The organism is Pseudomonas sp. GCM10022186 (assembly GCF_042656385.1).
Lineage (GTDB): Bacteria > Pseudomonadota > Gammaproteobacteria > Pseudomonadales > Pseudomonadaceae > Metapseudomonas.
In genome coordinates this window covers 381,762-405,546 of the sequence record NZ_JBHSOU010000002.1, presented here as the reverse complement: position 1 = coordinate 405,546, position 23,785 = coordinate 381,762, and the positions used below count along the sequence as shown (strand labels likewise).

Here is a 23,785-nt window from a genome sequence, read left to right as displayed (position 1 = left end):
CTAGTCTTCGCACCACGGAGCACAGAAGAACAACGGGTTGTACATGCTGGGGCGATTCCTTTCTCTGTTGCTGCTGCTCGGCGCGAGCCTGCCGGCGGCGGCACTGACCATCTACAAGTACACCGACGCCAACGGTGTGGTGACCTATACCGACCAGGCCGTGGCCGGCGCCAAGGTGTTCGTGTTCCGCGACCGCATGGTGGAGCGCCTGGACCTGTCGGTGAAGCTGGAAACCAGGAAGCATGCGGCCGGGGAAACCCTGCTGCTGCGCAATGAATTGTTCGCGCCGGTGGAAGTGGAGTTGCGCATCGACCAGGCGGAGAACGTTTCCGGGGCGCCGGACCGACCGATCCGCTGGGTGCTGGCGCCGCGCAGCAGCATGCGCATGGCCACCCTGGCGCCGGCCGACAGTAGCCGGCCCATGCGTTACAAGCCCAAGCTGCGCTACGCCATGGGCGACCCGCGTCAGCAGCCGATGCTCTACCGCTACCCCTTGCCCTGGCAGGGCGGTCCCTTCCGCCTGACCCAGGGCGCCAACGGCCGCTACAGCCATTTCACCCCCAAGGGCCGCTACGCCCTGGATATCGCCATGCCCGAAGGCACGCCCATAGTGGCGGCGCGGGCCGGGGTGGTGGTGAAGATCGAGAACGGGCAGAGCGGCCGCGGCAACAACCCCTCCGGCAACTTCGTGCGCATCCTCCACGACGACGGCACCATGGGTGTCTACCTGCACCTGATGCGCGGCTCGGTGCAGGTGCGCGAGGGCCAGCAGGTGGCCATCGGCGAACGCATCGCCCGCTCCGGCAACACCGGCAACAGCACCGGCCCGCATCTGCACTTCGTCATCCAGCGCAACGTCGGCCTGGCGCTGGAGTCCATCCCCTTCGACTTCGCCCAGCCGGTGGACAGCCTGCCGAACTTCGCGGTGGGAGGGGAATGAAAAAAGCTGGAAGCTGGAAGCGTGAAGCTGGAAGTGAAAAGTGCATCCTGCCCCGCTTCTAGCTTCTAGCTTCTAGCTTCTAGCTTCTAGCTTCTAGCTTCTAGCTTCTAGCCAGCTAGTCCAGCTTGAGCACCTTGGCCAGGACGATCTTCGGGCCCTTCATCTTCTTCACGATGATGCGCAGGCCGTCGGTTTCCAGCACTTCCTCTTCTTCCGGCACGCGGTTGAGGGTTTCGTAGATCAGGCCGGCGAGGGTGTCGGCTTCCACATGGTCGAGGTCGATGCCGAGCAGGCGTTCCACCTTGAACAGGGGGGTATCGCCGCGCACCAGCAGTTTGCCCGGCTGGTAGGCGAGGACGCCGCGTTCGGTCTTGCGGTGCTCGTCCTGGATATCGCCCACCAGCACTTCCAGCACGTCCTCCATGGTCAGGAAGCCCACCACCTTGCCGTCGGCCTCCTCGACCACGGCGAAGTGCGCGCCGCCCTGGCGGAACTGTTCCAGTAGGCGCGAGAGCGGCATGTGCTTGGTGACCCGTTCCAGCGGATGGGTGAGCTCGGCCAGGTCGAAGGTCTCCGGCAGGCTGTCCAGGGCCGAGAGGGCCAGCAGCAGGTCCTTGATGTGCAGCACGCCGATGAACTCGCCCTTCTGGTCGTCATGCACCGGGTAGCGGCTGTACTTGTGGCGGCGGATCACGCTGAGGATGTCGGCCAGCGGCGCGTCATGCTCGAGGAAGATCAGGTCTTCCCGTGAGTTGGCCCAGTCCACCACTTCCAGTTCGCCCATTTCCACCGCCGAGGCCAGCACGCGCATGCCCTGGTCGCTGGGGTCGCGGGCGCGGCTGGAGTGGAGGATCAGTTTCAGCTCATCGCGGCTGTAGTGGTGCTCGTGGTGCGGGCCGGGCTCGCCTTGCCCGGCGATGCGCAGGATGGTGTTGGCGCTGGCGTTGAGCAGCCAGATGGCCGGGTACATCAGCCAGTAGAAGAGGTAGAGCGGCACGGCGGTCCACAGGGACAGCAGTTCCGGCTTGCGGATGGCCCAGGACTTGGGCGCCAGCTCGCCGACCACGATGTGCAGGTAGGAAATGATGAAGAAGGCGGTGAAGAAGGCGATGCCGTGGACCAGCTTCTCCGAATCGATGCCGATGTATTCCAGCACGGGTTGCAGCAGGTGGGCGAAGGCCGGCTCGCCGACCCAGCCCAGGCCCAGGGAGGCCAGGGTGATGCCCAGCTGGCAGGCCGAAAGATAGGCGTCCAGCTGGTTGTGCACCGTGCGCAGGATGCGCCCGCGCCAGCCGTGCTTGTCGGCGATGGCTTCGACGCGGGTCGAGCGCAGCTTGACCATGGCGAACTCGGCGGCCACGAAGAAGCCGTTGAGCAGCACGAGGAAGAGGGCGAAGAGAATCAGGCCGAAATCGGCGAAATAGGTGAGGAAGCTGGAACTGGGGGAAGGGTCCATGGAGGTTTTTGCTGAGAAATGACCGGCTAAGGGTGAAGGCTGCACCTCGAGTTTGCAAGTCGGGGTGCGCCAGCTATCAGTTGCGCCGGGCCACCTGGTTGGCCGGGAAATGGCAGGTGAAGGTGCTGCCGTGGTTGAGCACCGAGCTGATGTCGAGGCGTCCGCGATGGCGGATCAGCACGTGCTTGACGATGGCCAGGCCCAGGCCCGTGCCGCCGGTGCTGCTGTTGCGGCTGGAGTCGACCCGGTAGAAGCGCTCGGTCAGGCGCGGCAGGTGCTTGGTCTCGATGCCGATGCCGCTGTCCTGCACCGCGAGGTGCGCGCCGTTGTCATCGCCCCACCAGCGGATGCGGATCTCGCCTTCGTCCGGGGTGTACTTCACGGCGTTGAACACCAGGTTGGAGAAGGCGCTGCGCAGTTCCGCCTCGCTGCCGCGCAGCTTGTAGTTGTGGTCGGCTTCCAGGCTGATGCGGTGGTGGCGGTTGCCGGACAGGGCGATGGCGTCGGCCTTGATCTGCAACAGCATGAGGTCCACCGCCACCGGCTGGTTGTCCGAGGGGTAGTCGGTGGCTTCGAGCTTGGCCAGCAGCAGCAGGTCGTTGAGCAGGTTCTGCATGCGCCTGCCCTGCTGGCTCATCTGCTGCAGCGCGCGGGTCCAGCGCGGGTTCACGTCTTCGACATTGTCCAGCAGGGTCTCCAGGTAGCCGGCGATCACCGTCAGCGGGGTGCGCAGCTCGTGGGAGACGTTGGCGACGAAGTCCTTGCGCATCTGCTCCAGCTGATGGAGACGGGTGACGTCGCGCACCAGCATCAGGTGTTCTCTGTTGCCGTACTGGGTGATATGGAACTGCAGGCGCAGGCGGTCATTGACCGGCGAGGGCAAGTCCAGCGGTTCCTGGTAGTTGCCCTGCTCGAAGTATTCCTTGAAGCGCGGGTGACGGATCAGGTTGGTTACCGGCTGGCCGCTGTCCTGGGGCGTCTTCAGGCCCAGCAGGGTTTCCGCGGCGCGGTTCCACCAGTCCAGGTTGCCGTCGCTGTCGAGCATCACCACGGCATCCTTCAGGGCGGCGGTGGATTCCTGCACCCGGTCGATCACCGCCTGCAGGCGGCCGCGCACGCGCTGGTCGCGGCGCTGCAGGTGGTAGATGCTGTCGAACACCTCGCCCCAGAGACCGTAGCCGTCGGGCGGCGGCTCGTCGGGCTGGTGTTCCTTGAGCCATTTGTACAGGCGCAGCAGTTGCGCCAGGGTCCAGCCCAGGTAGGCGCCCAGGCCGATTACCAGGGCCCAGGCATATTGGCCGGTGGCCAGGCCTACCAGCAGGCAGGCACCGATCAGCAGCAGCAGGCGGCGGATGACTACGCCGCGCCAGTCTTGATTCACCTATCGCGTCCTTGTGCTCGGCCCTCTGGGCCCGGTTCAGCTTTTGGTGGAGAAACGATAGCCGGTGCCGCGCACGGTCTGAACCAGATTTTCGTATACCTCGCCGAGGGCCTTGCGCAGGCGGCGGATATGCACATCCACGGTGCGTTCCTCGACGTAGACGTTGCCGCCCCAGACCTGGTCCAGCAGCTGGCCGCGGGTGTAGGCGCGCTCCTGGTGGGTCATGAAGAACTGCAGCAGGCGGTATTCGGTAGGGCCCATCTCGGCCGGTTTGCCGTCGATGGTCACGCGGTGGCTGATGGGGTCCAGCAGCAGGCCGCCGATGGCGATGGGCGCTTCGTTGTCGCTCGGGCCGGCGCGGCGCAGCACGGCCTTCAAGCGGGCAACCAGCTCGCGCGGCGAGAAGGGCTTGGTGATGTAGTCGTCGGCGCCCACTTCCAGGCCCTGGATCTTGTTGTCCTCTTCGCCCTTGGCGGTGAGCATGATGATCGGGATATCGCTGGTCAGGTCGTCGCGCTTCAGGCGGCGGGCCAGCTCGATGCCCGAGGTGCCGGGCAGCATCCAGTCGAGGAGGATCAGATCGGGTTTGCGGTCGACGATGATGGCATGGGCCTGCTGGGTGTTCTCTGCTTCCAGGCAGTCGTAGCCGGCCATCTCGAGGGCGACGGCGATCATCTCGCGGATCGGCGCTTCGTCGTCGACTATCAGGATGTTCTTGCCAACCATGTTCAAGCCTCAAATAGGTCGCGTGTTTGTCTGATTGCGCCGCATTAGATAACGGAATTATTGCAGGCATGTGACACGCGGATGTTGGCGCCGCCGAGGTTTCGTCGCGCGCCGCGTTGCTGCGTCATCGGCCAGGGAACTCGAAGGAACAGGCCTCGTCTATCCTCTATGAGGCCGCCGCCAACCCGGGGCGGCCTGGAGCCTGGCACAGGACCCTATCGGTACCGATGGGCGTTCGTGGCTCCTTCGGTCCTGTACCGCTGCGACCTCAAGCCGTGATCCAGCTGCCGCCAGGCTGTCGCTGTCCAATCCGAGGAGAGGCTAGAAAAATGAGAAGAATTTCCCCCCGATTCGTTCCGCTGCTTGCCGGTGCCTTGCTGAGCTGGCCCCTGCTGGGCTTGGCGGCCGAGCCGGCGATGGAGAAGAACGGCATGCTGGTGGATGCCAACGGCATGACGCTCTACACCTATGACAAGGATTCCGACGGCAAGTCCGCCTGCAACGGCCAGTGCGCGCAGAACTGGCCGCCGCTGATGGCCGACGCGAACGCCAAGGCCGAAGGCGAATGGAGCGTGGTCAAGCGCGACGACGGCTCCATGCAGTGGGCCTACGACGGCAAGCCCTTGTACACCTTCGTCATGGACAAGAAGGCCGGTGATGTCACCGGCGACGGCAAGATGGGGGTCTGGCACGTCGCCAAACCCGAAGCCTACTAGGAAAGCTACCTGCGTTGCCGATACTGCGTTGAAGACGGCCGTGGCTGGTTGCGCGCTGTGCCTCAGCGCAGCGCGTAGTCGGCGACTATGCCGGCGAGGATCGCCAGGCCTGCCCAGTGGTTGTGCAGGAAGGCCTTGAAGCAGGCCTGGGGGTCGCGGGTGCGGGTGCTATGGAACTCCCAGGCGAAGCAGGCCGCCGCCGCCAGCAGGCCCAGGTGGAAATACAGCCCCAGTTCGAAACGGTTTCCCGCCAGCAGCAGGCAGAACAGCGCCGAGCCCTGGAGGACGGCGATGATCAGGCGGTCGGCGTCGCCGAAGAGGATGGCGGTGGACTTCACCCCTATCTTCAGGTCGTCCTCGCGGTCGGTCATCGCGTAGTAGGTGTCGTAGGCCACCGTCCACAGCAGGTTGGCGATGTACAGCAGCCAGGCCGCCGCCGGCAGTTCGCCGGTCTCGGCGGTGAAGGCCATGGGCATGCCCCAGGAGAAGGCCGCCCCCAGCACCACCTGCGGGTAGTAGGTGTAGCGCTTCATGAAGGGGTAGCAGGCCGCCAGCGCCAGGCCGCCGAAGGACAGCCAGATGGTGGTGGCGTTGGTGAAGAGCACCAGGACGAAGCTGATGGCCACCAGAATGGCGAAGAACACCAGCGCCTCGCGCGGTGTGATTCGCCCGCTGGCCAGGGGGCGGGTGCGGGTACGGCTGACGTGGCCGTCGAAGTTGCGGTCGGCGTAGTCGTTGATCACGCAACCGGCGGCGCGCATCAGGTTCACCCCGAGAACGAAGATCACCAGGTTGGCCAGGCTGGGGCTGCCTTCACCGGCTATCCACAGGGCCCAGAGCGTGGGCCAGAGCAGCAGGTAGATGCCGATGGGCTTGTCCAGCCGGGTCAGCTGGATGAAGTCCATGGCGCGGGGATGCAGGCGATTCAGCGATTGCAGCAGCGTGAGGTACATCGGCAGCTCTCCTTGGGAGAGCGGATTATACGGCCTCGACGTCGGCCTCGCGCCACAGCGCGGGCAGGAAGATCTCCGCCACCAGCACACCCAGCTCCCCCCGGGAGAAACAGGAACGGCGGCCCCAGAGGCGTTCCTCGCGCACCGCTGCCGGCAGCAGGGGCGCGGGATAGCGGGTCACCTCGATGGCACCGCGGTCGAAGGCGCGGTCGCTGAACAGCAGCTCGCCGAGGGAACGGCTGCCGAGCTGGTGCAGGTCCAGCCCCGAGCCTTCCAGGGCAGAGCGTGCGGCGACGCTGCGGGCGAATACCCAGATCTCGCCGTGGCCGCGCAGGTAAACCTCGCGCACCCAGCCCTGGCTGCCGGCGGGGATGCCGAGGGCCGCGCACTCGTCGGCACGCAGGGTCTGCCAGCCTTCTTCCAGCGGGGTGACGCTGAAGGCGTTGTCCGAAAGCGCGGTGAGCCGGCGGGTCAGGGAGCCCTGGTCGAAGAGCCAGTCGCGGACGCCGGCGGCGGGAGCGGGATGCAGCTGGGTGGCGGTCAGCCAGCGGGGTGGATGGGCAAGGGCGGCGTGGGGCACGGGCAGGGCTTGGGCGGAGGAAGACGGCGCAGATTAGCACGGCCGATGCCTGTCGGCTGCCTCTTGCCCGCCGACGGGTGAACCAGTACAAAGCGGCCCTGAGTCCCTGAACCGACCGCAAGCGCCCGAGCGAGGCAACAGGTCGAGAGTGCCCTATCGTGGAGAGCTGAGTGATGAAGAAGTGGCAATGCGTGGTGTGTGGCCTGGTCTATGACGAGTCCCAGGGCTGGCCGGATGACGGCATCGCCGCCGGCACCCGCTGGGAAGATGTCCCGGCGGACTGGATCTGCCCCGACTGCGGCGTGGGCAAGCTGGATTTCGAGATGATCGAGATCAACTGATCCCGCCCCATCGATAGAGCCGGCCCCGCGCCGGCTTTTTCGTATGGGCCTATCCTCTGTCTGGACTGGCGCGGGGGCCCTTGGCGGCCGCCAGTCGATTGGAGTAGGTTCAATACGGATTTCCGCTCTGGCGGAGGTGGTCATGCGCAAGTGGCAATGCATCGTCTGCGGTTTCATCTACGACGAGGCCGAAGGGCTGCCCGAGGAGGGCATAGCGCCCGGCACGCGTTGGGAAGACATTCCGCCGGATTGGGTATGCCCCGACTGCGGAGTCGGCAAGATCGATTTCGAGATGATCGAGATCGCCTGATCCGGCTGCCATCCAACCCCATTCAAGCGACGGCCCATGGGCCGTCGCGTCGTTTCGCGAGCAGGAGTGAAGAATGAGTGCACCCGTGGTGATAGTCGGCACCGGCCTGGCCGGTTACAACCTGGCCAAGGAGTTTCGCAAGCTGGACGGCGAAACCCCGCTGCTGCTGATCAGCGCCGACGATGGCCGCTCCTACTCCAAGCCCATGCTGTCCACCGGTTTCGGCAAGAACAAGGACGCCGACGGCCTGACCATGGCCGAAGCCGGCGCCATGGCCGAGCAACTCAAGGCGGAAATCCGCACCCACACCCGCATCACCGGCATCGACCCGGGGCACAAGCGCCTGTGGATCGGTGAGGAAAGCGTGCCCTACCGCGACCTGGTGCTGGCCTGGGGCGCGGACACCATCCGCGTGCCGGTGGAAGGCGACGCCCAGGAGGCGATCTTCCCGATCAACGATCTGGAGGACTACGCCCGCTTCCGCGCCGCCGCCGCCGGCAAGCGTCGTGTACTGATCCTCGGCGCCGGCCTGATCGGCTGCGAGTTCGCCAACGATCTCAGCCTGGGCGGGCTCCAGGTAGAACTGGTGGCGCCTTGCGAGCAGGTGATGCCGGGCCTGCTGCACGCGGCCCCGGCCGCCGCCGTGCAGGCCGGGCTGGAGAGCCTGGGCGCGCGCTTCCACCTGGGCCCGGTGCTGGCGCGCCTGGACCATGGGGAAGACGGCCTGCTGGCGCACCTCTCCGACGGCACACGCATCCACTGCGATCTGGTGGTGTCCGCCGTGGGCCTGCGCCCGCGTACCGAACTGGCCGCAGCCGCCGGCCTGGCGGTGAATCGCGGCGTCGCGGTGGACCGCCAGCTGCGTACCTCCCATGCCAACATCTACGCCCTGGGCGACTGCGCCGAGGTGGATGGCCTCAACCTGCTCTACGTGATGCCGCTGATGGCTTGTGCCCGCGCCCTGGCGCAGACCCTGGCGGGCAAGCCCACTGCGGTGGCCTACGGCGCCATGCCGGTCACGGTGAAGACCCCGGTCTGCCCGCTGGTGGTGTCGCCGCCGCCCCGTGGCCTGGACGGCAGCTGGACGGTGGAGGGCGCCGGCAGTGACATCAAGGCGCTGTGCCGCGATGCGGCCGGCCGCCTGCTCGGCTATGCCCTGACGGGGGCCGCCGTGCAGGAGAAACTGGCGCTGAACCGTGAACTGCCTCCACTTCTGGCGTAAATGTCGGCCCTTCTGTCGGATTAATCCTTCGGTTCCTTCGGAAATACTTCCGACGACGCTGGCGTAGTGCCCATTGGCGTGCCATCCTCCCTCTGGTCTGCCGCAGCGCAGAGCCGTTGCGGCGCCTTGGGCGCTGTTCTGGACGAACAGCACGGACACAAAAACAACAAACCGTCAAAGAGGCATCTATGCGTAAACCGGAACTCGCCGCCGCCATCGCCGAGAAAGCCGATCTCACCAAGGATCAGGCCAATCGCGTACTCAATGCGGTGCTCGAAGAAATCACCAATGCGCTGAACCGCAAGGACAGCGTGACCCTGGTGGGCTTCGGCACCTTCCTGCAACGTCATCGTGGTGCCCGCACCGGCAAGAACCCGCAAACCGGCCAGCCGGTAAAGATCAAGGCCAGCAACACCGTTGCCTTCAAACCGGGCAAATCCCTGAAAGAAGCCGTGAACTGAGCTTCTTCTGCCCGGAACCGGGGAGGTTCCGGGCAGTTCACTCCGCATCGCCGCCCCCACCTTTGGCTGGCTGTAGTCCGGCCGGCAAACCGCTACAATGCGCCGCTTTCTCATCCCTTCGAGGCCGTGCGCGCATGAAATTCCGCTTTCTTCTCTGGATGCTGGGTCGCCTGATGGCCAAGGCCAGCCGTGACAACGCCGAGTTCCAGCAGCAGCTGGCGGGCAAGGAGCTGGTGTTTCAGCTGCACACCCTGGACGGCAAGATCGCCCGTCACTTCATCGTCCGAGACCTGCGCGTGGTCAGCAAGCGTGGTACCGCCAGCGCGCCGGCCTTCGCCATCGGCTTCAAGGACGGCGCCTACGGCTTCGCCACCATGAGCGCGAAGAACAAGCAGCTGGCCTTCATGCAGGGCATCCAGAACAAGGACATCCAGATCCAGGGCAACCCCGGGCTGGTGATCTGGTTCCAGGGCCTGACCAAGCACCTGGTGCCGAAGAAGAAGGCCGTCGAGAAGAAGGCGGCCTGAGGGTCGCGAGCGATTTCAATCGCGAATGAACGCTCCACAGGAGCTGGTTTCAGCCATAGGGTGGACCACGCTTTACCGGTCCACCATTCGAGGGCCGGCATCGCGCCGTTGGTGGATGGAGAAGCGTCATCCACCCTACAGAGCCAATGAAAAGGGGCGCCGCTGGCGCCCCTTTTTCATGCTTGCCGATCAGTGCGGCGCATTGAACTGCAAGGCCAGCTCGCGCAGCGCCGCTTCCGCCTGGAGCACCTTGTTCACCGCATCCTCGGCCTTTTCCCGAGTGAGCCCCAGGGCCTCGAACAGATCGTCCGGAATCGCCACTTCCGGGCCGGAGCCGATGCCGCGGTTGCGCAGCAGGCTGACCGCCAGGCACACCAGGTTGGGGTAGGCGGCGTTGTCGCCCTGGTAGTCGGGGTCGTGCTGGAAGCGCAGGGCCGTGTAGAGCTCCTCCGGCATGTCCCAGAAACGCATCAGCCAGCTGCCGATCTGTTCGCGGGTGATGCCCAGCAGGTGTTGCTCGATATAGCTGTGGGACAGGTGCGGATTGACCTCCAGGTGCCGGCAGATCAGCGAGAAATGCGGCGGGAAGACGTGGGCCAGCACCAGGTAGCCGAAATTGTGCAGCAGCCCGGCGAGGTAGGTCAGTCCGGTTTCCGGGCGCTGGGCGCGCGGCATGGCGCGGGTCAGGCCCTCGATCACCGCGGCGGTGTAGATCGCCTGCTGCCAGTAGGGCGTGGCCTGCTGTGGCTGGTCCTTGGGCAGGCTCAGGGATTTGCCCAGGGCCAGGCCCAGGGCGAGGTTGATCACCAGGTCGAAGCCCAGCACGCGGACGATGGCGTCCTCCACCGAGCGGATCTTGCCGGGCGCGGCGTAGTAGGGCGAAGCGGCCCAGCTCACCACCTGGGCGGCCAGGGCCGGGTCGGTTTCCACCACGCCGGTGATGTCTTCCACCGTGGCGTTGGGGTCGACCCGCAGCTTGATGATCTTCTGCGCCGACTCGGCCAGCGGCGGGATCTCGATGGTCTCTTCCAGACGCTGCTGGATGCGCCGCGCGGTGAAGGCCTGCACGGCCTGGGTGATTTCGGCGCGGTCGTCGGCCGGGCGGTCGAGGTTGGGGCGGATGGTCGACAGCGGCTCGCCGAAGCGTGCCGCGCTGGCCTTGCCGAGCAGGCCGCGGTAGTCCTCGCTGGCCAGTTCCAGCAGCACGCCGGGCTGGCCGGATTCCACCAGCAGGCGGGGCTCCTGCAGCAGGCGCTCGTCATACAGGCAGGGCGAGCTGGTCAGCGGCGGCAGGCCGGGCAGGGCACCCAGCTGGTGCTTGCCGAGCATGCGTTCCAGGCGTTCCGGCTTGACCGCCACCAGTTTGCGGCCGGTGAGTTCGGCGAGGCGGTTCAGGTCCAGCAGCTGGCTGCGCGGGTAAAGCACCAGCAGGGCGCCGACGGCGTCCTCCAGCAGCACGGCCTGGATCCGCTGCGCAGCAGGCAGGCCGGGATGCTCCAGGCGAACCTGGAAGGCCAGGCCGAGCTTCTCGAGCAGCTGCACTATCACTTCAGGCGGTTGTGGCGAGGAATCCGGGGCGAGGGCGACATCGGTCATGGCAGCTTCCAGCTTTGTATTTTTCTGCCCGGAGTATAACGAGCAGGTCGAAGGGGATTGGTGCGAGGCGACGGTTGAGCGTGAAACCCATCACACTTGGCCGTACTGCTGGCCGTGGCGCAACCAGCGCTCCAGCAGCGGGCTGACGTGCTGCGGCCAGTGGGCCAGCAGGGCCTGGGCGGCATCGCGGACGGCAGGCAGCAGGTCGGCGTCGCGCATCAGGTCGGCCACCTTGAACTGCAGCAGGCCGGTCTGGCGGGTGCCGAGCATTTCGCCGGGGCCGCGCAATTCCAGGTCCTTCTCCGCGATGACGAAGCCGTCGCAGGTTTCGCGCATGATGGCCAGGCGCTCGCGGCCGAGTTGCGACAGGGGGGCGTGGTAGAGCAGGACACAGTGGCTGGCGGCGCTGCCCCGGCCGACGCGGCCGCGCAGCTGGTGCAGCTGGGCCAGGCCCAGGCGTTCTGGGTTCTCGATGATCATCAGGCTGGCATTGGGCACGTCCACACCGACTTCGATCACAGTGGTGGCCACCAGCAGTTGCAGGGCGCCTTGCTTGAATTCGGCCATCACCGCGGCTTTCTCGGCGGGCTTCATGCGCCCGTGGATCAGGCCCACGCGCAGCTCGCCGAGGGCCGAGGAGAGTTCCTCGAAGGTGGTTTCCGCGGCCTGGCAGGTCAGTTCTTCGGATTCCTCGATCAGGGTGCAGACCCAGTAGGCCTGGCGGCCTTCACGGCAGGCGGCGCGGACCCGCTCTATCACTTCGATGCGGCGGCTGTCGGCCACCAGCACGGTGTTCACCGGGGTCCGGCCGGGGGGCAGCTCGTCGAGGATGGAGGTGTCCAGGTCGGCATAGGCGCTCATGGCCAGGGTCCGCGGGATGGGCGTGGCGGTCATGATCAGCTGGTGCGGGCAGAGCCGGCCGTCCACGCCCTTCTGGCGCAGGGCCAGGCGCTGCTGGACGCCGAAGCGGTGCTGCTCGTCGATGATCACCAGGGCCAGTCGCCTGAAGCGCACCTCGTCCTGGAACAGCGCATGGGTGCCGACCACCATGGGCACGCCGGCGGCGATCTGCTCCAGGGCGGCGGCGCGGGCCTTGCCTTTGAGCTTGCCGGCCAGCCAGGCGACTTCGATGCCGAGCGGTTGCAGCCACTTGCTGAAGTTGAGGTGGTGCTGCTCGGCGAGGATTTCCGTGGGCGCCATCAACGCCACCTGATAGCCGGCCTCCAGGGCCTGGAGCGCAGCGAGGGCGGCGACCACCGTCTTGCCGGCGCCGACATCGCCCTGTACCAGGCGCAGCATGGGTTCCTGCTGGGCCAGGTCGTAGGCGATCTCGGCGCCAACCCGCTGCTGGGCGCCGGTGGGCTTGAAGCCGAGGTTGGCCAGGTATTGCGCCGGCAGCTTGCGTGCCGGTGGCAGCGGCGGCGCCTGCTGGGCGCGTACCTGCTCGCGCAGGCGCTGCAGCGACAGCTGGTGGGTCAGCAGCTCCTCGAAGGCCAGGCGTTGCTGGGCCCAGTGCTGGCCCTCGGCGAGCTCTTCCAGGTCGGCGTCCGGCGGGGGGCGGTGCAGGTAGCGGATGGCTTCGTCGAGGGAGCCCAGGTGGTAGTCGCGGGCCAGCTCCTTCGGTAGCCAGTCCGGCAGGCTGTGGGGGCCGAGGCGCGCCAGGGCGAGCTGGCTGAGACTGCGCAGGCGCTGCTGGGTGAGGCCTTCGGTGGTCGGGTAGATGGGCGTCAGGGTCTGCTCCACGGGTGGCGGCTCGTCGCCACTGAGGGAGCGGTATTCCGGGTGGTAGATCTCGAGCCCCGTGGCGCCGGGGCGGACTTCGCCATAGCAGCGCAACTGGGTGCCGCGCTTGAGGCCGTCCTTCTGCGCCTGGCTGAAGTGGAAGAAGCGCAGGCTGAGGGTGCCGGTGCCGTCCTGCAGGCGCACCAGCAGGCTGCGTCGGCGGCCCATGACCACATCGGCGCCGGCGACCATGCCTTCCACCACCGCGTCGCCACCGGGGCGCAGTTCGCCGATCGGGGTGATGCGGGTGCGGTCCTGGTAGCGGGTGGGCAGGTGGAAGAGGATGTCCTGGAGGTTCTCCAGGCCGACCTTGGCGAGCTTCTCGGCCAGGGCGGCGCCCACGCCCTTGAGCACGGTGACCGGGACTTGCGCCAGTTCGGTCATGCCGGCTGCGGTTCGCCCTGGGGCTGCGGATGGGCTACCGAGCAGAGGCGGATGGAGTCCGCCAGCACTTCAATGGCGCGCGGCCGCGGGAAGCTGGCGCGCCAGGCGATCGCCACGGTGCGGAAGGGCACGGGCGGCGTCAGCGGGCGGATCTCGATCACCCCGGGGGCGTAGTGGTGGCTGTCGACTGCAGAGAACGGCAGGATCGACACGCCGAGGCCGGAAGCGACCATGTGGCGGATGGTTTCCAGGGAGCTGGACTCCACCGTGGTGTGCTTGGCGCTGTCTTCGCCGCCCTTGCGCAGGCTGGGGCAGGCTTCCAGCACCTGGTCGCGGAAGCAGTGGCCTTCGCCGAGCAGCAGCAGGCTCTTGTCGTTGAGCATCTCGTTGTCGATGCTCTCGCGCTCGGTCCAGGGGTGGCCGGTGGGCAACAGCACGTAGAAGGGCTCGTCATAGAGCGGCTTGGTCAGCACGTCGGCTTCGGCGAAGGGCAGGGCGATGATGATGGCGTCCAGCTCGCCGGTGCGCAGCTTGTCGCGCAGGACGTGGGTGAAGTTCTCTTCGATGTACAGCGGCATCTGCGGGGCGACCCGGTGCAGCTGCGGGATCAGGTGCGGGAAGAGGTAGGGCCCGACGGTGTAGATGGCGCCCACCTTGAGCGGCGCGGCCAGCTGGTTCTTGCCGGCCTGGGCCATCTCGCGGATGCCCTGGGCCTGCTCCAGCACCTTCTGTGCCTGGGTGACTATGCCTTCGCCGACCGGGGTTAGGCGCACCGCGCTCTTGCTGCGCTCGAAGATGAGCACGCCGAGCTCGTCCTCCAGTTTCTTCACCCCGACCGACAGGGTCGGCTGGCTCACGTGGCAACGTTCGGCGGCACGGCCGAAATGCTGTTCCTGGGCGAGGGTGACGATGTAGCGCAGTTCGGTGAGGGTCATAGCATTTTTCCATTGAGGTCCGGCAAGCATAGCGGCTGGAGTCAATGGAACCAAGCGCCTGCGCCGGGGCGGCGCAGGCGCTTGGGGATCAGCGGCGGTCGAGGGAGTAGACGAAGGGCGCGACCACTTCCAAGGAACCGTTGTTCAGCAGCTCCGGCGGCGGTGGCGGCAGCGGCTGGGCGCGGCGGATCATCTCCAGGGTGGCGCGGTCCAGCGAGGCGCTGCCGGATTTGCCCACCAGGGAATAGGAGATCACCTTGCCTTCGCCGTCGACCACGAAGCGCAAGCGGTTGATCCCTTCGAAGCCACGGCGGCGGGCATCTTCCGGGTAGCGCTTGTAGCGCGCCAGGTGGGCGAGCAGTTTGCTCTGCCAGGTCGGCTTGGCGTCCGACGGCGCACTGGAGGTGGCCTGCTGCTGGGCGGCGGGCTTGGCATCGCTCGGTGCGGCGGTCGGCGCGGCGACGCTTTCCTTCACGCTTTCGGTTTCCCGCGGCTTTTCGGGCTTCGGCTCGGGCGGCTTGGGCTTCGGCGGCCTGGGCTTGGGCTTCGGCTTGGGCGCGATGGCGATCTTCGGCTTGGGCGCTTCCACCAGCTTGGGCAGTGGCTCGGGTTCGGGCTCGACCTGCGGCGGTGGCGGCGGGGCCGGCTTGGGCGCCGGGGCTGGCAGCGGCTCCAGCTCCACCACCATCGCCGCGGGCGGCAGCTCGATCAGCGCGGCCTGGGGGCGCCAGTAGAGCGCCCAGAGGCCGAGGCCGACGTGCAGGCCGAGCACCACGACCAGGCTGACGCCCCATTGCGACAGCTTGCGTTTGCCTTGGCTCATTTAGTGCCGACCGTCTCGAGTCCGACCAGGCCGATCTTCAGGTAGCCGGCACCGCGCAGGGCGTCCATGACTTCCATCAGGCGGCCGTATTCCACCACCTTGTCGCCACGGACGAAGATGGTCTTTTCCTTGTCGGCGTTGGTCAGCTTGTCCAGCACGCCGCCCAGCTGCTCCTCGGTGACCTGTTCGTTGTCCAGGTACAGGCTCTTGTCTTCCTTGATGCTCAGGTAGATCGGCTTGTCCGGCCTGGGCGCGGGCTTGGCGGTGGAAGCGGGCAGGTCGACCTTGATGTCGACCGTGGCCAGGGGCGCCGCGACCATGAAGATGATCAGCAGCACCAGCATCACGTCGATGAAGGGGGTGACGTTGATCTCGTGGGTTTCCTGGAGATCATCGCCACCTTCGTTCAGATGGATTCCCATGGGTCAGCCCACTTTCGCCATTTGCGGAGACTGGCCACGGTCGGCCGTGTGATGGTCGAGGTCGCGGCTGACCAGCAGCAGGACCTGGGCCGAAGCGTCGGCCACCTGGGCCTTGTAGCCGGCGATGGAGCGGGCGAAGACGTTGTAGATGACCACAGCCGGGATCGCCGCGACCAGGCCCAGGGCGGTTGCCAGCAGGGCTTCGGCGATCCCGGGGGCGACCACCGCAAGGTTGGTGGTCTGGGATTTGGCGATGCCGATGAAGCTGTTCATGATGCCCCAGACGGTGCCGAACAGGCCGACGAAGGGCGCGGTGGAACCGATGGTGGCGAGTACGCCGGTGCCCTGGCTCATCTGCCGGCCGCTGGCGGCCACCAGGCGCTCCAGGCGGAAGCTGACGCGCTCCTTGATGCCTTCCTTCTCGCGCAGATTGGCCGAGAGCTTCAGTTCCTCCTGGGCATCCTGCACCAGCAGGCGGGAGACGCAGGCCTCGTTGTTTACCTTGTCACCGGCCTCGTTCAGGCTGCGGGAGCCCTTCAGGACAAGCAGCTCGCGGCGCAGGCGGCGCTTGGCGCCCAGCAGCTCGAAGCCCTTGGCGATCCACACGGTCCAGGTCAGCACCGAGGCCAGGGCCAGGCCGATCATCACGGCCTTCACCACGATGTCGGCGTTCTGGTACATGCCCCAGGGCGACAGGTCGTGGGCCAGAATCTGCTCGCCTTCCTGCTCGGCGGCCAGCGGGTCGGCGGGCAGGGCATTCGGGGCCTGGGCGGCAGGTGCGGCAGTACCGTCGGCAGTGGGCGCTACGGCAGTGCCGGCTGCTGCGGCCGGAGCGGCGGCCTGGGTGGCGGCCGGAGTAGCCTGGGCGGTCGGCTCGTCGGCAAAGGACGCGTTGGGCGCCAGCATCAGGCTGATCAGCAGGGCTGCCAGCAGGCGTGGCGGGCGGGATGCGATGTTGGGCTGGGCGTTGCGGGCGTTAGGATTCATGCTGGCCGGACCTGAAGGTAGGGAAGCGGTTTCGTCCATCGGCGCCGGAGCGTCGGTCTGGACCGAAGGGTTAGCATTATTGCAAGTAATTCTTGTTTGTAAAAGTGACACTGTTGCTCGTGCATTGCTATCCGATGACAGGCCACTCGCGATTTGGTCCCTTTTGCCCCTTGCCCTATCCTGTCGTTTTCCGCTGGAGCCCCCGCGATGTCCGCTTCTGCTTCCCTCCTGATCGCCGGTTGTGGCGATGTCGGCGGCCGCCTGGCCAGCCTGATGCTGCAGGCCGGTTGGTCCGTGCATGGCCTGCGGCGCCATGTCGCGGCCTTGCCCGCCGGCGTCCTGCCGGTGGCCGCTGACCTGTCGCAGGACAGCGTCCCGGCGGCCTGGCCCGCGGGCCCGCTGGACTACCTGGTCTATTCCGCGGCGGCTGGCCAGCATGACGAGGCCGGCTACCGCGCTGCGTACGTCGACGGCTTGCGGCATGTACTCGACTGGCTGGCGCAGCATGGGCAGAAGCCGCGGCGGTTGATTTTCGTCTCCAGCAGCGGCGTCTATGGCCAGCGCGATGGCGAGTGGATCGACGAGAACTCCCCCGCCGAGGCCGAGGGCTTTTCCGGCCGGGTGATGCTGGAGGCTGAGCGCCTGGCCCTGGGCAGCGGGATTCCCGCCACCCGGGTGCGCCTGACCGGCATCTATGGTCCGGGCCGCGAATGGCTGCTGAAACAGGTGCGCATGGGCTACCGGGTGGTCAGCGAACCGCCGCTCTACGCCAACCGCATCCATGTGGATGACTGCGCCGGGCTGCTGGCCCACCTGCTCGCGGCCGATGCGCGGGGCGTGGCGCTGGAGGACTGCTATATCGGCGTCGACGATGCACCGGCGCCGCTGCACGAGGTGGTGGGCTGGCTGCGCGAGCGGCTGGAGGTGACCGGCTGGGCGGAGGAGTCCACCGTGCGCCGCTCCGGCAGCAAGCGTTGCAGCAACGCCCGCGCCCGTGCCCTGGGCTGGGTTCCGCGCTACCCGAGTTACCGCGAAGGTTACGCGGCGCTTCTGGACGAGCGCTGAGAATGGATGCCAACCGCATGCTGGCACGCTCCTGGTTGCCGGGGGTGGAGCTGTTTCATGCGGATTTCTCCGGGCAGCCTTTCGGTCGTCACAGCCACGATGCCTTCGCCGTCGGCGCCATCCTTCAGGGCGTGGGCGGCTACCAGTGCCGGGGCGCGCGCCATGCCCTGCCGGCCGGTACCCTGTCGCTGATGAACCCGGAAGAACCGCATACCGGCCATGCGGAGTCCGCGCGGCTGGTCTATCGCATGCTCTATGTCGAGGAGTCGCGCCTGCCGGCGCTGCTCGGACGCAAGCGCCTGCCCAGCGGCTTCCGTGAACTGAACCCGGCCGACGACGGCCAGGTGGCGGCCGGCCTGGCGCGGCTGGCTGCCGAGTTCGAGCGGGGCGATGCGCTGGCGCTGGAGAGCGAGTTGCTGGACGTGCTGGAACTGGTGTTCGTCCGCCACGGCGGCCTGCGGGCAGCGGCGCCTGCCACGCGGGACGGCGGGGTGACGGCCTTCCTGCGCGACTATCTGGAGGCCCACCATGCCGAGGCGGTCAGCCTGGAGCACCTGGCTGCCCTGGTGCAGCGCCACCCGCGCCACCTGGTCGAGGCTTTCCGCCGCGCCTACGGCGTGCCGCCACACACCTACCTGCTGCAGCGTCGGGTGCGGGAGGCCAAGCGCCTGCTGCTGGGCGACCAGCCGCCGCTGGAGGTGGCGCTGTCCCTCGGTTTCTACGACCAGGCGCATTTCTCCGGCACCTTCAAGCGCTTCACCGGCGTGACGCCCGGGCAATTCCGCCGCGCCGCGCGCACCTGAGTTTTCTCCAAGACCACCAGCGTCCCGGGCTTCGACACTGGCCGCCGTGTTTCACGGAGGTTCGAAGCCATGCTCGCGTTGTTCCTGCTGGTCGCCAGCACCCATTTCGCCGCCCTGTTGTCGCCGGGGCCGGATTTCTTCCTGCTGTTGCGTGCCGGGTTGGTGAAGGGCCTGCGCCATGCCGATGGCTGCGCCGCCGGTATCGCCCTGGCCAATCTGCTGAGCATGCTGCTGGTGTTGCTGGCGCTGAGCCTGTTGCCGGCTTCGGGCGGTCTGGGCTGGCACCTGCTGCAACTGGCGGGTGGCGCTTACTTCGTCTGGATCGGCGCCCGTGCCTTGCCGGCTCGGCGCGAGCTGGCGCTGCCCGAGGCCGAGGCGGTGGGGCGTGGTTCCTGGCGACGGGGCTTTGCCGAGGGGCTGCTGGCCAGCAGCCTTAACCCCAAGCTGCCGATCTTCTATGCCGGCCTGTTCGGCGTGCTGCGCAATGCGGCCATGCCCGGTTGGGCGCTGGGCCTGAGCATGGCTTGGATGACGCTGCTGGTACTGTTCTGGGACATGGCCCTGATACGCCTGCTGGGCCATCCGCGCTGGCGCGGCTGGCTGCAGTTGCGGGTCAGGGTGCTGGACCGGGTGTGCGGTGGGCTGCTGCTGGCGCTAGGCGCCTGGCTGGCAACGGGGGTGTTGGTCGGCTCGTGAGGTGGGCCGGGCAGTGTTCCGTTTCAGTCCGCCACAGGAGCCCCGCGTGGGCTGAAGCCCACCCTACCGGGTGTTGGTCAGTCGCGTTCCAGCAGCCAGGCGCGCTTGCCGGGTGCGTATTCAGGCATCTCGTCGCTCTGCGCACGGTTGCGGGCTTCGAGGATTTCCAGCTCGTCGCCGTCGTGGACGAAGATCCAGGGGGCGCCCTGGTTGCCCTGTTGCAGCCAGATGCTGTCGTTCTCGCCGCTCATGGCCGCGCAGTCACCGGCCAGGCACAGCGCAAAGCGGTCGGCGCCCGGCAGGCCTTCCAGGCTGCCGTCGGGGCGGAACCTGACCTCGCCGCCTTCGCCGCGACCCTCGACTATCTTCCAGGTGCCGCCGAGGTAGGCGGAATAGAGCGCATGCTCGAAGGCGCTGCCCGGCGGGGCGCCCTCGGCCGGAGCCTCCTCCGGATGGACGAAACGCTGCTCGGGGAGGTTTTCGCTGGCCCGCTGCACCAGCTCGTCGCCATCCACCTCCAGCACTTCGTGGTAGTCCCCGTAGAAATCCACCCGCCAGTTGCCATCTTCCTGGGCCGCCAGGCGTCCTTCGCCCAGCTCGAAGCCGTTGCTGTAGTGGGCCTCGCCGGTGTTCTGGTCGATCTGCCATTCCAGGTTCGGGCCGTAGGCCAGCAGGGCTTCGCGCAGCTTGCCTTCCTGGGCCGCGGCGTTGATGGCCGCCTGGTTGATCCAGACGCCGCTGGGATCGGAGGGCGTGCTGGAACAGCCGCCGAGTATGGCCGCGCAGAGCAGCAGGGGGAGGGTGTGACGCATGACGGATTCCTTCCGGAACGAAGCCACGGGCCGGAGGCCCGTGGCGGGACAGACTCTTATTCGAGGACCAGGATGGCGTCCATTTCCACCTGGGAGCCGCGCGGCAGGGCGGCGACGCCAATGGCGGCACGAGCCGGGTAGGGCTGCTCGAAGTAACGGCCCATGACCTCGTTGACCTTGGCGAAGTGGGACAGGTCGGTGAGGAAGATGTTCAGCTTGACGATGTCCTTGAAGGAACCGCCAGCGGCTTCGGCCACGGCCTTCAGGTTCTCGAACACCTGGACGGTCTGGGCTTCGAAGCCTTCCACCAGTTCCATGGTCTTGGGGTCCAGCGGGATCTGGCCGGACAGGTAGACGGTGTTGCCGGCCTTGATGGCCTGGGAGTAGGTGCCGATGGCGGCGGGGGCCTTGTCGCTGCTGATGACGGTCTTGCTCATGGGAAACTCCTTGTGGAAAAAACAGCTTCAAGCTACAAGCCTCAAGCCGAAAGTAAAAGCCAGGCCCGTGCCAGGCCCCCATCCTGATTACGCTTGCAGCTTGCAGCTTGCAGCTTGCAGCTTGCAGCTTGCAGCTTGCAGCTTGCAGCTTGCAGCTTGCAGCTTGCAGCTTGCAGCTTGCAGCTTGCAGCTTGCAGCTACGCTCTGACGCGGGTGATGCGGATCACCCCCTTGAGCGCGCGCAGCTTCTTGATCACGCGGGCCAGGTGCACGCGGTCGTGCACGCTGACCACCAGCTGGACCACGCTGATGCGGCCGTCGCGCTCGTCCATGCTGATCTTCTCGATATTGCCGTCGGCGGCGTTAACGCTGCTGGCCAGCAGGGCGATCAGGCCGCGCTGGTGTTCCAGTTCGACGCGCAGTTCGACATTGAATTCGCCGGCGACGTCCTTGGCCCAGGACAGCTGGATGCACTTCTCCGGGTTGTGCCGGATTTCGCCGATGTTCTTGCAGCTTTCCAGGTGCACCACCATGCCCTTGCCGGCGGAGAGGTGGCCGACGATGGGGTCGCCCGGGATCGGCGTGCAGCACTTGGCGTAGCTCAGCACCAGGCCCTCGGTGCCGCGGATCGCCAGTGGGCCCTCGGGGTTCGGCAGCTGTTCGCCATCGCTGGCCAGCAGCCGGCGGGCGACCACGTAGGCCATGCGGTTGCCCAGGCCGATGTCTTCCAGCAGGTCTTCGATCACGTCCAGGCGGTATTCGCCGAGGACGGCCTGGATGCGCTCGGGACTGATTTTTTCCAGGTGGCTCTCGAAGCCGGCCAGGGCCTTGTTCAGCAGGCGTTCGCCGAGGCTGATGGACTCGGAGCGGCGCTGCTGCTTGAGGGCGTGGCGGATATGGGTGCGGGCCTTGCCGGTGACCACGAAGTTGAGCCAGGCGGGGTTCGGCCGGGCGCCCGGTGCGGTGACGATCTCGACCGTCTCGCCGCTCTGCAGCGGTTCGGACAAGGGTGCCAGGCGGCGGTTGATGCGGCAGGCGATGCAGCTGTTGCCGACGTCGGTGTGCACCGCGTAGGCGAAGTCGACGGCCGTGGAGCCCTTCGGCAGCTCCATGATGCGGCCCTTGGGCGTGAACACGTAGACCTCGTCGGGGAAGAGGTCGATCTTCACGCTCTCGATGAATTCCAGGGAGTTGCCGGCCCGCTGCTGCAGTTCCAGCACACCCTTGACCCACTGGCGGGCGCGGGCGTGGGTGCCCTTGGGCTGGTCGTCCTCGGCGGACTTGTACAGCCAGTGGGCGGCGATGCCGTTGTTGGCCATCTCTTCCATCTCGCGGGTGCGGATCTGGATCTCGATGGGCACGCCGTGCATGCCGAACAGGGTGGTGTGCAGCGACTGGTAGCCGTTGGCCTTGGGAATCGCGATGTAGTCCTTGAAACGGCCGGGCAGCGGCTTGTACAGGTTGTGCACGGCGCCGAGCACGCGGTAGCAGGTGTCGACCTTGTCGACGATGATGCGGAAGGCGTAGACGTCCATGATCTCGTTGAACGCCCGGCGCTTGCCGCGCATCTTCTTGTAGATGCTGTAGAGGTGCTTCTCGCGGCCGATGACCTCGCCTTCCATGCCTTCGCGGCGCAGGCAGTTGGTCAGCGACTCCTCGATCTTGTTGACGATTTCCTTGCGGTTGCCGCGGGCGCGCCTGACGGCGGCGCGGATGCGCTCGGAGCGCATCGGGTGCATGGCCTTGAAGCCGAGGTCCTCGAACTCCACGCGCATGCTGTGCATGCCCAGCCGGTTGGCGATGGGGGCGTAGATTTCCAGGGTTTCCTTGGCGATGCGTCGGCGCTTCTCGCCGGACAGCACTTCCAGGGTGCGCATGTTGTGCAGGCGGTCGGCCAGCTTGACCAGGATCACGCGGATGTCGCGGGCCATGGCCATGGCCATCTTCTGGAAGTTCTCGGCCTGGGCTTCGGCCTTGGACTCGAAGTTCATCTGGGTCAGCTTGCTGACCCCGTCCACCAGTTCCGCGACGGTTTCGCCGAACTGCCCGCTGAGGGCTTCCTTGGCGATGCCGGTGTCCTCGATCACGTCATGCAGCATCGCGGCCATCAGGCTCTGATGGTCCATGTGCATGTCGGCGAGGATGCTGGCTACTGCGAGCGGATGGGTGACGTAGGCTTCGCCGCTGCGGCGGCGCTGGCCGTCGTGGGCCTGTTCGGCATAGAAGTAGGCTCGGCGCACCAGGTTGACCTGGTCGGCGCCGAGGTAGGTCGAAAGTCGTTCGGCAAGGACGTCTATGCTCGGCAAGGTTTCACTCCTTGCCGACCTTCATGACCCTGCGCCGTGCGACGTCGACCAGGCATGGATTCAGAGGGCCTCGTTGGCCTCGTCCTCGAATGCGGCGAACAGCGGCTCTTCTTCAACGATGTCTTCCTGGGCGACGACTTCATAGTCGACCAGGCCGGCAGCGATTTCGCGCAGGGCGACTACGGTCGGCTTGTCATTTTCCCAGGCTACCTTCGGCTCTTTGCCGCCGGTGGCCAGCTGACGGGAACGCTTGGTGGCGAGCATGACCAACTCGAAGCGGTTATCGACGTTCTCCAGGCAATCTTCAACGGTAACGCGGGCCATGGTGTTCCTCGTAGCACGAAATGAATGGCTGATGCTGAGCCCGGATGGGCGAGCGGACTGAATAGTCTAAAAAATCGCCACCGATTAGGGAAGCGCCGATTTTCGGCGCTTCTGTGCCGGAGTCTGGTCCATGAGCGGCCGGGAAGCCAGCTATCGTGGCGATAGAGTCGATGCCGGTCAGTCCAGCAGGCGGGCCAGCAGGGCCCCGTGGCGGACCTGTTGCGGGCCGTGGCGCAGCTGGTTGGCGCGGAAGATCGCCTTGAGGTCGTCCAGGGCGGTGGCGAAGTCGTCGTTGATCACCAGGTAGTCGTACTCGACATAGTGGCTCATCTCGCTGACCGCTTCGCGCATGCGCCGCTCGATGATCTCTTCGCTGTCCTGGCCACGGTTGTCCAGGCGCTGGCGCAGGGCTTCCTGGCTCGGCGGCAGGATGAAGATGGACCTGGCCTGGGGCATCAGGTGGCGGACCTGCTGGGCACCCTGCCAGTCGATCTCGAGGATCAGGTCGTGGCCCTCGGCCAGGGTCTGCTGCACCCAGCGCTGGGACGTGCCGTAGAGATTGCCGAAGACTTCGGCGTGCTCGAGGAAGTCGCCGTGCTCGAGCATATGCACGAACTGCTCGCGCGTCACGAAGTTGTAGTTGACGCTGTCCACCTCGCCCGGGCGCATGCCACGGGTGGTGTGGGAAACGGAAACGCGGATGTTCGGCTCGGCGTCGATCAGCGCCTTGACCAGGCTGGTCTTGCCGGCGCCGGAGGGTGCGGAAACGATGTACAGGGTGCCGGGGGTGGCGGTCATGG

26 protein-coding genes are annotated in these 23,785 nt (G+C 66.7%); 10 read left to right on the top strand and 16 right to left on the bottom strand.

Annotated features, from left to right (window positions below; translation table 11 throughout):
• Positions 1 to 43: 43 nt before the first annotated feature.
• The gene (locus ACFPU0_RS02580; RefSeq protein ID WP_377691215.1) at positions 44 to 940 is read left to right on the top strand and encodes a peptidoglycan DD-metalloendopeptidase family protein; all 897 of its coding nucleotides are present in this window, start codon (positions 44 to 46) and stop codon (positions 938 to 940) included.
• A 115-nt stretch (positions 941 to 1,055) separates the two neighbouring features.
• Here ACFPU0_RS02580 and ACFPU0_RS02575 read toward each other — a convergent pair whose 3' ends face one another.
• From ACFPU0_RS02575 to phoB, 3 genes are all read right to left on the bottom strand, one after another.
• On the bottom strand, positions 1,056 to 2,396 hold the full coding sequence (locus tag ACFPU0_RS02575) for a hemolysin family protein (protein ID WP_377691214.1): 1,341 nt from the start codon (positions 2,394 to 2,396) through the stop codon (positions 1,056 to 1,058).
• 76 nt (positions 2,397 to 2,472) lie between these two features.
• Positions 2,473 to 3,777, bottom strand: a complete 1,305-nt coding sequence (gene phoR / locus ACFPU0_RS02570) for a phosphate regulon sensor histidine kinase PhoR (RefSeq protein WP_377691213.1) — start codon at positions 3,775 to 3,777, stop codon at positions 2,473 to 2,475.
• A gap of 36 nt (positions 3,778 to 3,813) precedes the next feature.
• Positions 3,814 to 4,503, bottom strand: coding sequence for a phosphate regulon transcriptional regulator PhoB (gene phoB / locus ACFPU0_RS02565; RefSeq protein ID WP_377691212.1), 690 nt, complete (start codon positions 4,501 to 4,503; stop codon positions 3,814 to 3,816).
• Positions 4,504 to 4,832: 329 nt separating this feature from the next.
• On the opposite strand from phoB, the gene ACFPU0_RS02560 reads away from it, so the two are divergent.
• A complete protein-coding gene (locus ACFPU0_RS02560) occupies positions 4,833 to 5,219 on the top strand; it encodes a hypothetical protein (RefSeq protein ID WP_377691211.1) in 387 nt (128 codons plus the stop codon).
• Between the two features lie 62 nt (positions 5,220 to 5,281).
• Here ACFPU0_RS02560 and ubiA read toward each other — a convergent pair whose 3' ends face one another.
• Together ubiA and ACFPU0_RS02550 are read right to left on the bottom strand one after the other, a co-directional pair.
• Positions 5,282 to 6,172 carry a 4-hydroxybenzoate octaprenyltransferase gene (ubiA, locus tag ACFPU0_RS02555; RefSeq protein WP_377691210.1) on the bottom strand — a complete coding sequence of 297 codons (891 nt, stop codon included), beginning with the start codon at positions 6,170 to 6,172 and terminating at the stop codon, positions 5,282 to 5,284.
• Positions 6,173 to 6,197: 25 nt separating this feature from the next.
• Positions 6,198 to 6,752 carry a chorismate--pyruvate lyase family protein gene (locus tag ACFPU0_RS02550; RefSeq protein ID WP_377691209.1) on the bottom strand — a complete coding sequence of 185 codons (555 nt, stop codon included), beginning with the start codon at positions 6,750 to 6,752 and terminating at the stop codon, positions 6,198 to 6,200.
• Between the two features lie 173 nt (positions 6,753 to 6,925).
• Here ACFPU0_RS02550 and ACFPU0_RS02545 point away from each other — a divergent pair, with 173 nt between their 5' ends.
• From ACFPU0_RS02545 to ACFPU0_RS02525, 5 genes are all read left to right on the top strand, one after another.
• Positions 6,926 to 7,093, top strand: coding sequence for a rubredoxin (locus ACFPU0_RS02545; protein WP_028626917.1), 168 nt, complete (start codon positions 6,926 to 6,928; stop codon positions 7,091 to 7,093).
• Between the two features lie 142 nt (positions 7,094 to 7,235).
• Entirely contained in the window at positions 7,236 to 7,403 is a 168-nt protein-coding gene (locus ACFPU0_RS02540) for a rubredoxin (protein ID WP_028626916.1), read from the top strand.
• Positions 7,404 to 7,476: 73 nt separating this feature from the next.
• Positions 7,477 to 8,625, top strand: a complete 1,149-nt coding sequence (locus ACFPU0_RS02535; protein WP_377691208.1) for an NAD(P)/FAD-dependent oxidoreductase — start codon at positions 7,477 to 7,479, stop codon at positions 8,623 to 8,625.
• Between the two features lie 188 nt (positions 8,626 to 8,813).
• Positions 8,814 to 9,086: an HU family DNA-binding protein gene (locus ACFPU0_RS02530; RefSeq protein WP_016495401.1), complete on the top strand. Its 273-nt coding sequence runs from the start codon at positions 8,814 to 8,816 to the stop codon at positions 9,084 to 9,086.
• 134 nt (positions 9,087 to 9,220) lie between these two features.
• A complete protein-coding gene (locus ACFPU0_RS02525; protein ID WP_377691207.1) occupies positions 9,221 to 9,613 on the top strand; it encodes a helicase in 393 nt (130 codons plus the stop codon).
• 189 nt (positions 9,614 to 9,802) lie between these two features.
• On the opposite strand, the gene ACFPU0_RS02520 is transcribed toward ACFPU0_RS02525, so the two are convergent.
• The 6 genes from ACFPU0_RS02520 to exbB form a co-directional block, all read right to left on the bottom strand.
• Positions 9,803 to 11,209: an HDOD domain-containing protein gene (locus ACFPU0_RS02520; protein ID WP_377691206.1), complete on the bottom strand. Its 1,407-nt coding sequence runs from the start codon at positions 11,207 to 11,209 to the stop codon at positions 9,803 to 9,805.
• A gap of 90 nt (positions 11,210 to 11,299) precedes the next feature.
• The gene (gene recG, locus ACFPU0_RS02515; protein ID WP_377691205.1) at positions 11,300 to 13,375 is read right to left on the bottom strand and encodes an ATP-dependent DNA helicase RecG; all 2,076 of its coding nucleotides are present in this window, start codon (positions 13,373 to 13,375) and stop codon (positions 11,300 to 11,302) included.
• Positions 13,372 to 14,310: a hydrogen peroxide-inducible genes activator gene (locus tag ACFPU0_RS02510; RefSeq protein WP_377691204.1), complete on the bottom strand. Its 939-nt coding sequence runs from the start codon at positions 14,308 to 14,310 to the stop codon at positions 13,372 to 13,374. The genes recG and ACFPU0_RS02510 overlap by 4 nt, the downstream gene beginning before the upstream one ends.
• An 88-nt stretch (positions 14,311 to 14,398) precedes the next feature.
• Entirely contained in the window at positions 14,399 to 15,133 is a 735-nt protein-coding gene (locus tag ACFPU0_RS02505; protein WP_377691203.1) for an energy transducer TonB, read from the bottom strand.
• The gene (gene exbD, locus ACFPU0_RS02500; RefSeq protein WP_377691202.1) at positions 15,130 to 15,555 is read right to left on the bottom strand and encodes a TonB system transport protein ExbD; all 426 of its coding nucleotides are present in this window, start codon (positions 15,553 to 15,555) and stop codon (positions 15,130 to 15,132) included. The genes ACFPU0_RS02505 and exbD overlap by 4 nt, the downstream gene beginning before the upstream one ends.
• A gap of 3 nt (positions 15,556 to 15,558) precedes the next feature.
• Positions 15,559 to 16,542 (bottom strand): tonB-system energizer ExbB, encoded by a 984-nt coding sequence (gene exbB / locus ACFPU0_RS02495; RefSeq protein WP_377691201.1) that lies wholly within the window; start codon positions 16,540 to 16,542, stop codon positions 15,559 to 15,561.
• 207 nt (positions 16,543 to 16,749) lie between these two features.
• Here exbB and ACFPU0_RS02490 point away from each other — a divergent pair, with 207 nt between their 5' ends.
• From ACFPU0_RS02490 to ACFPU0_RS02480, 3 genes are all read left to right on the top strand, one after another.
• Positions 16,750 to 17,607 (top strand): NAD-dependent epimerase/dehydratase family protein, encoded by an 858-nt coding sequence (locus ACFPU0_RS02490; RefSeq protein ID WP_377691200.1) that lies wholly within the window; start codon positions 16,750 to 16,752, stop codon positions 17,605 to 17,607.
• 2 nt (positions 17,608 to 17,609) lie between these two features.
• Complete coding sequence (locus ACFPU0_RS02485; protein WP_377691199.1) at positions 17,610 to 18,410, top strand: helix-turn-helix transcriptional regulator; 801 nt, start codon at positions 17,610 to 17,612, stop codon at positions 18,408 to 18,410.
• 69 nt (positions 18,411 to 18,479) lie between these two features.
• Positions 18,480 to 19,106 carry a LysE family translocator gene (locus ACFPU0_RS02480; protein WP_377691198.1) on the top strand — a complete coding sequence of 209 codons (627 nt, stop codon included), beginning with the start codon at positions 18,480 to 18,482 and terminating at the stop codon, positions 19,104 to 19,106.
• A 77-nt stretch (positions 19,107 to 19,183) separates the two neighbouring features.
• On the opposite strand, the gene ACFPU0_RS02475 is transcribed toward ACFPU0_RS02480, so the two are convergent.
• From ACFPU0_RS02475 to gmk, 5 genes are all read right to left on the bottom strand, one after another.
• On the bottom strand, positions 19,184 to 19,918 hold the full coding sequence (locus tag ACFPU0_RS02475; protein ID WP_377691197.1) for a hypothetical protein: 735 nt from the start codon (positions 19,916 to 19,918) through the stop codon (positions 19,184 to 19,186).
• A gap of 56 nt (positions 19,919 to 19,974) precedes the next feature.
• The gene (locus tag ACFPU0_RS02470) at positions 19,975 to 20,355 is read right to left on the bottom strand and encodes a RidA family protein (protein ID WP_377691196.1); all 381 of its coding nucleotides are present in this window, start codon (positions 20,353 to 20,355) and stop codon (positions 19,975 to 19,977) included.
• A 197-nt stretch (positions 20,356 to 20,552) separates the two neighbouring features.
• Complete coding sequence (spoT, locus tag ACFPU0_RS02465; protein WP_377691195.1) at positions 20,553 to 22,661, bottom strand: bifunctional GTP diphosphokinase/guanosine-3',5'-bis pyrophosphate 3'-pyrophosphohydrolase; 2,109 nt, start codon at positions 22,659 to 22,661, stop codon at positions 20,553 to 20,555.
• 60 nt (positions 22,662 to 22,721) lie between these two features.
• Positions 22,722 to 22,985, bottom strand: coding sequence for a DNA-directed RNA polymerase subunit omega (rpoZ, locus tag ACFPU0_RS02460; protein ID WP_151138412.1), 264 nt, complete (start codon positions 22,983 to 22,985; stop codon positions 22,722 to 22,724).
• Between the two features lie 177 nt (positions 22,986 to 23,162).
• Positions 23,163 to 23,783, bottom strand: coding sequence for a guanylate kinase (gene gmk, locus ACFPU0_RS02455; protein WP_377691194.1), 621 nt, complete (start codon positions 23,781 to 23,783; stop codon positions 23,163 to 23,165).
• Positions 23,784 to 23,785 lie beyond the last annotated feature (2 nt).

Bases quoted from the DNA above. Each gene is read 5' to 3' on its own strand.
- rpoZ (WP_151138412.1), bottom strand. From the start codon at position 22,985: ATGGCCCGCGTTACCGTTGAAGATTGCCTGGAGAACGTCGATAACCGC.
- ACFPU0_RS02535 (WP_377691208.1), top strand. From the start codon at position 7,477: ATGAGTGCACCCGTGGTGATAGTCGGCACCGGCCTGGCCGGTTACAAC.
- ACFPU0_RS02485 (WP_377691199.1), top strand. From the start codon at position 17,610: ATGGATGCCAACCGCATGCTGGCACGCTCCTGGTTGCCGGGGGTGGAG.
- ACFPU0_RS02510 (WP_377691204.1), bottom strand. From the start codon at position 14,310: ATGACCCTCACCGAACTGCGCTACATCGTCACCCTCGCCCAGGAACAG.
- recG (WP_377691205.1), bottom strand. From the start codon at position 13,375: ATGACCGAACTGGCGCAAGTCCCGGTCACCGTGCTCAAGGGCGTGGGC.
- exbB (WP_377691201.1), bottom strand. From the start codon at position 16,542: ATGAATCCTAACGCCCGCAACGCCCAGCCCAACATCGCATCCCGCCCG.
- ACFPU0_RS02505 (WP_377691203.1), bottom strand. From the start codon at position 15,133: ATGAGCCAAGGCAAACGCAAGCTGTCGCAATGGGGCGTCAGCCTGGTC.
- ACFPU0_RS02525 (WP_377691207.1), top strand. From the start codon at position 9,221: ATGAAATTCCGCTTTCTTCTCTGGATGCTGGGTCGCCTGATGGCCAAG.
- exbD (WP_377691202.1), bottom strand. From the start codon at position 15,555: ATGGGAATCCATCTGAACGAAGGTGGCGATGATCTCCAGGAAACCCAC.
- ubiA (WP_377691210.1), bottom strand. From the start codon at position 6,172: ATGTACCTCACGCTGCTGCAATCGCTGAATCGCCTGCATCCCCGCGCC.
- ACFPU0_RS02580 (WP_377691215.1), top strand. From the start codon at position 44: ATGCTGGGGCGATTCCTTTCTCTGTTGCTGCTGCTCGGCGCGAGCCTG.
- ACFPU0_RS02575 (WP_377691214.1), bottom strand. From the start codon at position 2,396: ATGGACCCTTCCCCCAGTTCCAGCTTCCTCACCTATTTCGCCGATTTC.
- ACFPU0_RS02545 (WP_028626917.1), top strand. From the start codon at position 6,926: ATGAAGAAGTGGCAATGCGTGGTGTGTGGCCTGGTCTATGACGAGTCC.
- ACFPU0_RS02520 (WP_377691206.1), bottom strand. From the start codon at position 11,209: ATGACCGATGTCGCCCTCGCCCCGGATTCCTCGCCACAACCGCCTGAA.
- ACFPU0_RS02560 (WP_377691211.1), top strand. From the start codon at position 4,833: ATGAGAAGAATTTCCCCCCGATTCGTTCCGCTGCTTGCCGGTGCCTTG.
- gmk (WP_377691194.1), bottom strand. From the start codon at position 23,783: ATGACCGCCACCCCCGGCACCCTGTACATCGTTTCCGCACCCTCCGGC.
- ACFPU0_RS02475 (WP_377691197.1), bottom strand. From the start codon at position 19,918: ATGCGTCACACCCTCCCCCTGCTGCTCTGCGCGGCCATACTCGGCGGC.
- ACFPU0_RS02530 (WP_016495401.1), top strand. From the start codon at position 8,814: ATGCGTAAACCGGAACTCGCCGCCGCCATCGCCGAGAAAGCCGATCTC.
- ACFPU0_RS02480 (WP_377691198.1), top strand. From the start codon at position 18,480: ATGCTCGCGTTGTTCCTGCTGGTCGCCAGCACCCATTTCGCCGCCCTG.
- phoB (WP_377691212.1), bottom strand. From the start codon at position 4,503: ATGGTTGGCAAGAACATCCTGATAGTCGACGACGAAGCGCCGATCCGC.
- ACFPU0_RS02470 (WP_377691196.1), bottom strand. From the start codon at position 20,355: ATGAGCAAGACCGTCATCAGCAGCGACAAGGCCCCCGCCGCCATCGGC.
- ACFPU0_RS02490 (WP_377691200.1), top strand. From the start codon at position 16,750: ATGTCCGCTTCTGCTTCCCTCCTGATCGCCGGTTGTGGCGATGTCGGC.
- ACFPU0_RS02540 (WP_028626916.1), top strand. From the start codon at position 7,236: ATGCGCAAGTGGCAATGCATCGTCTGCGGTTTCATCTACGACGAGGCC.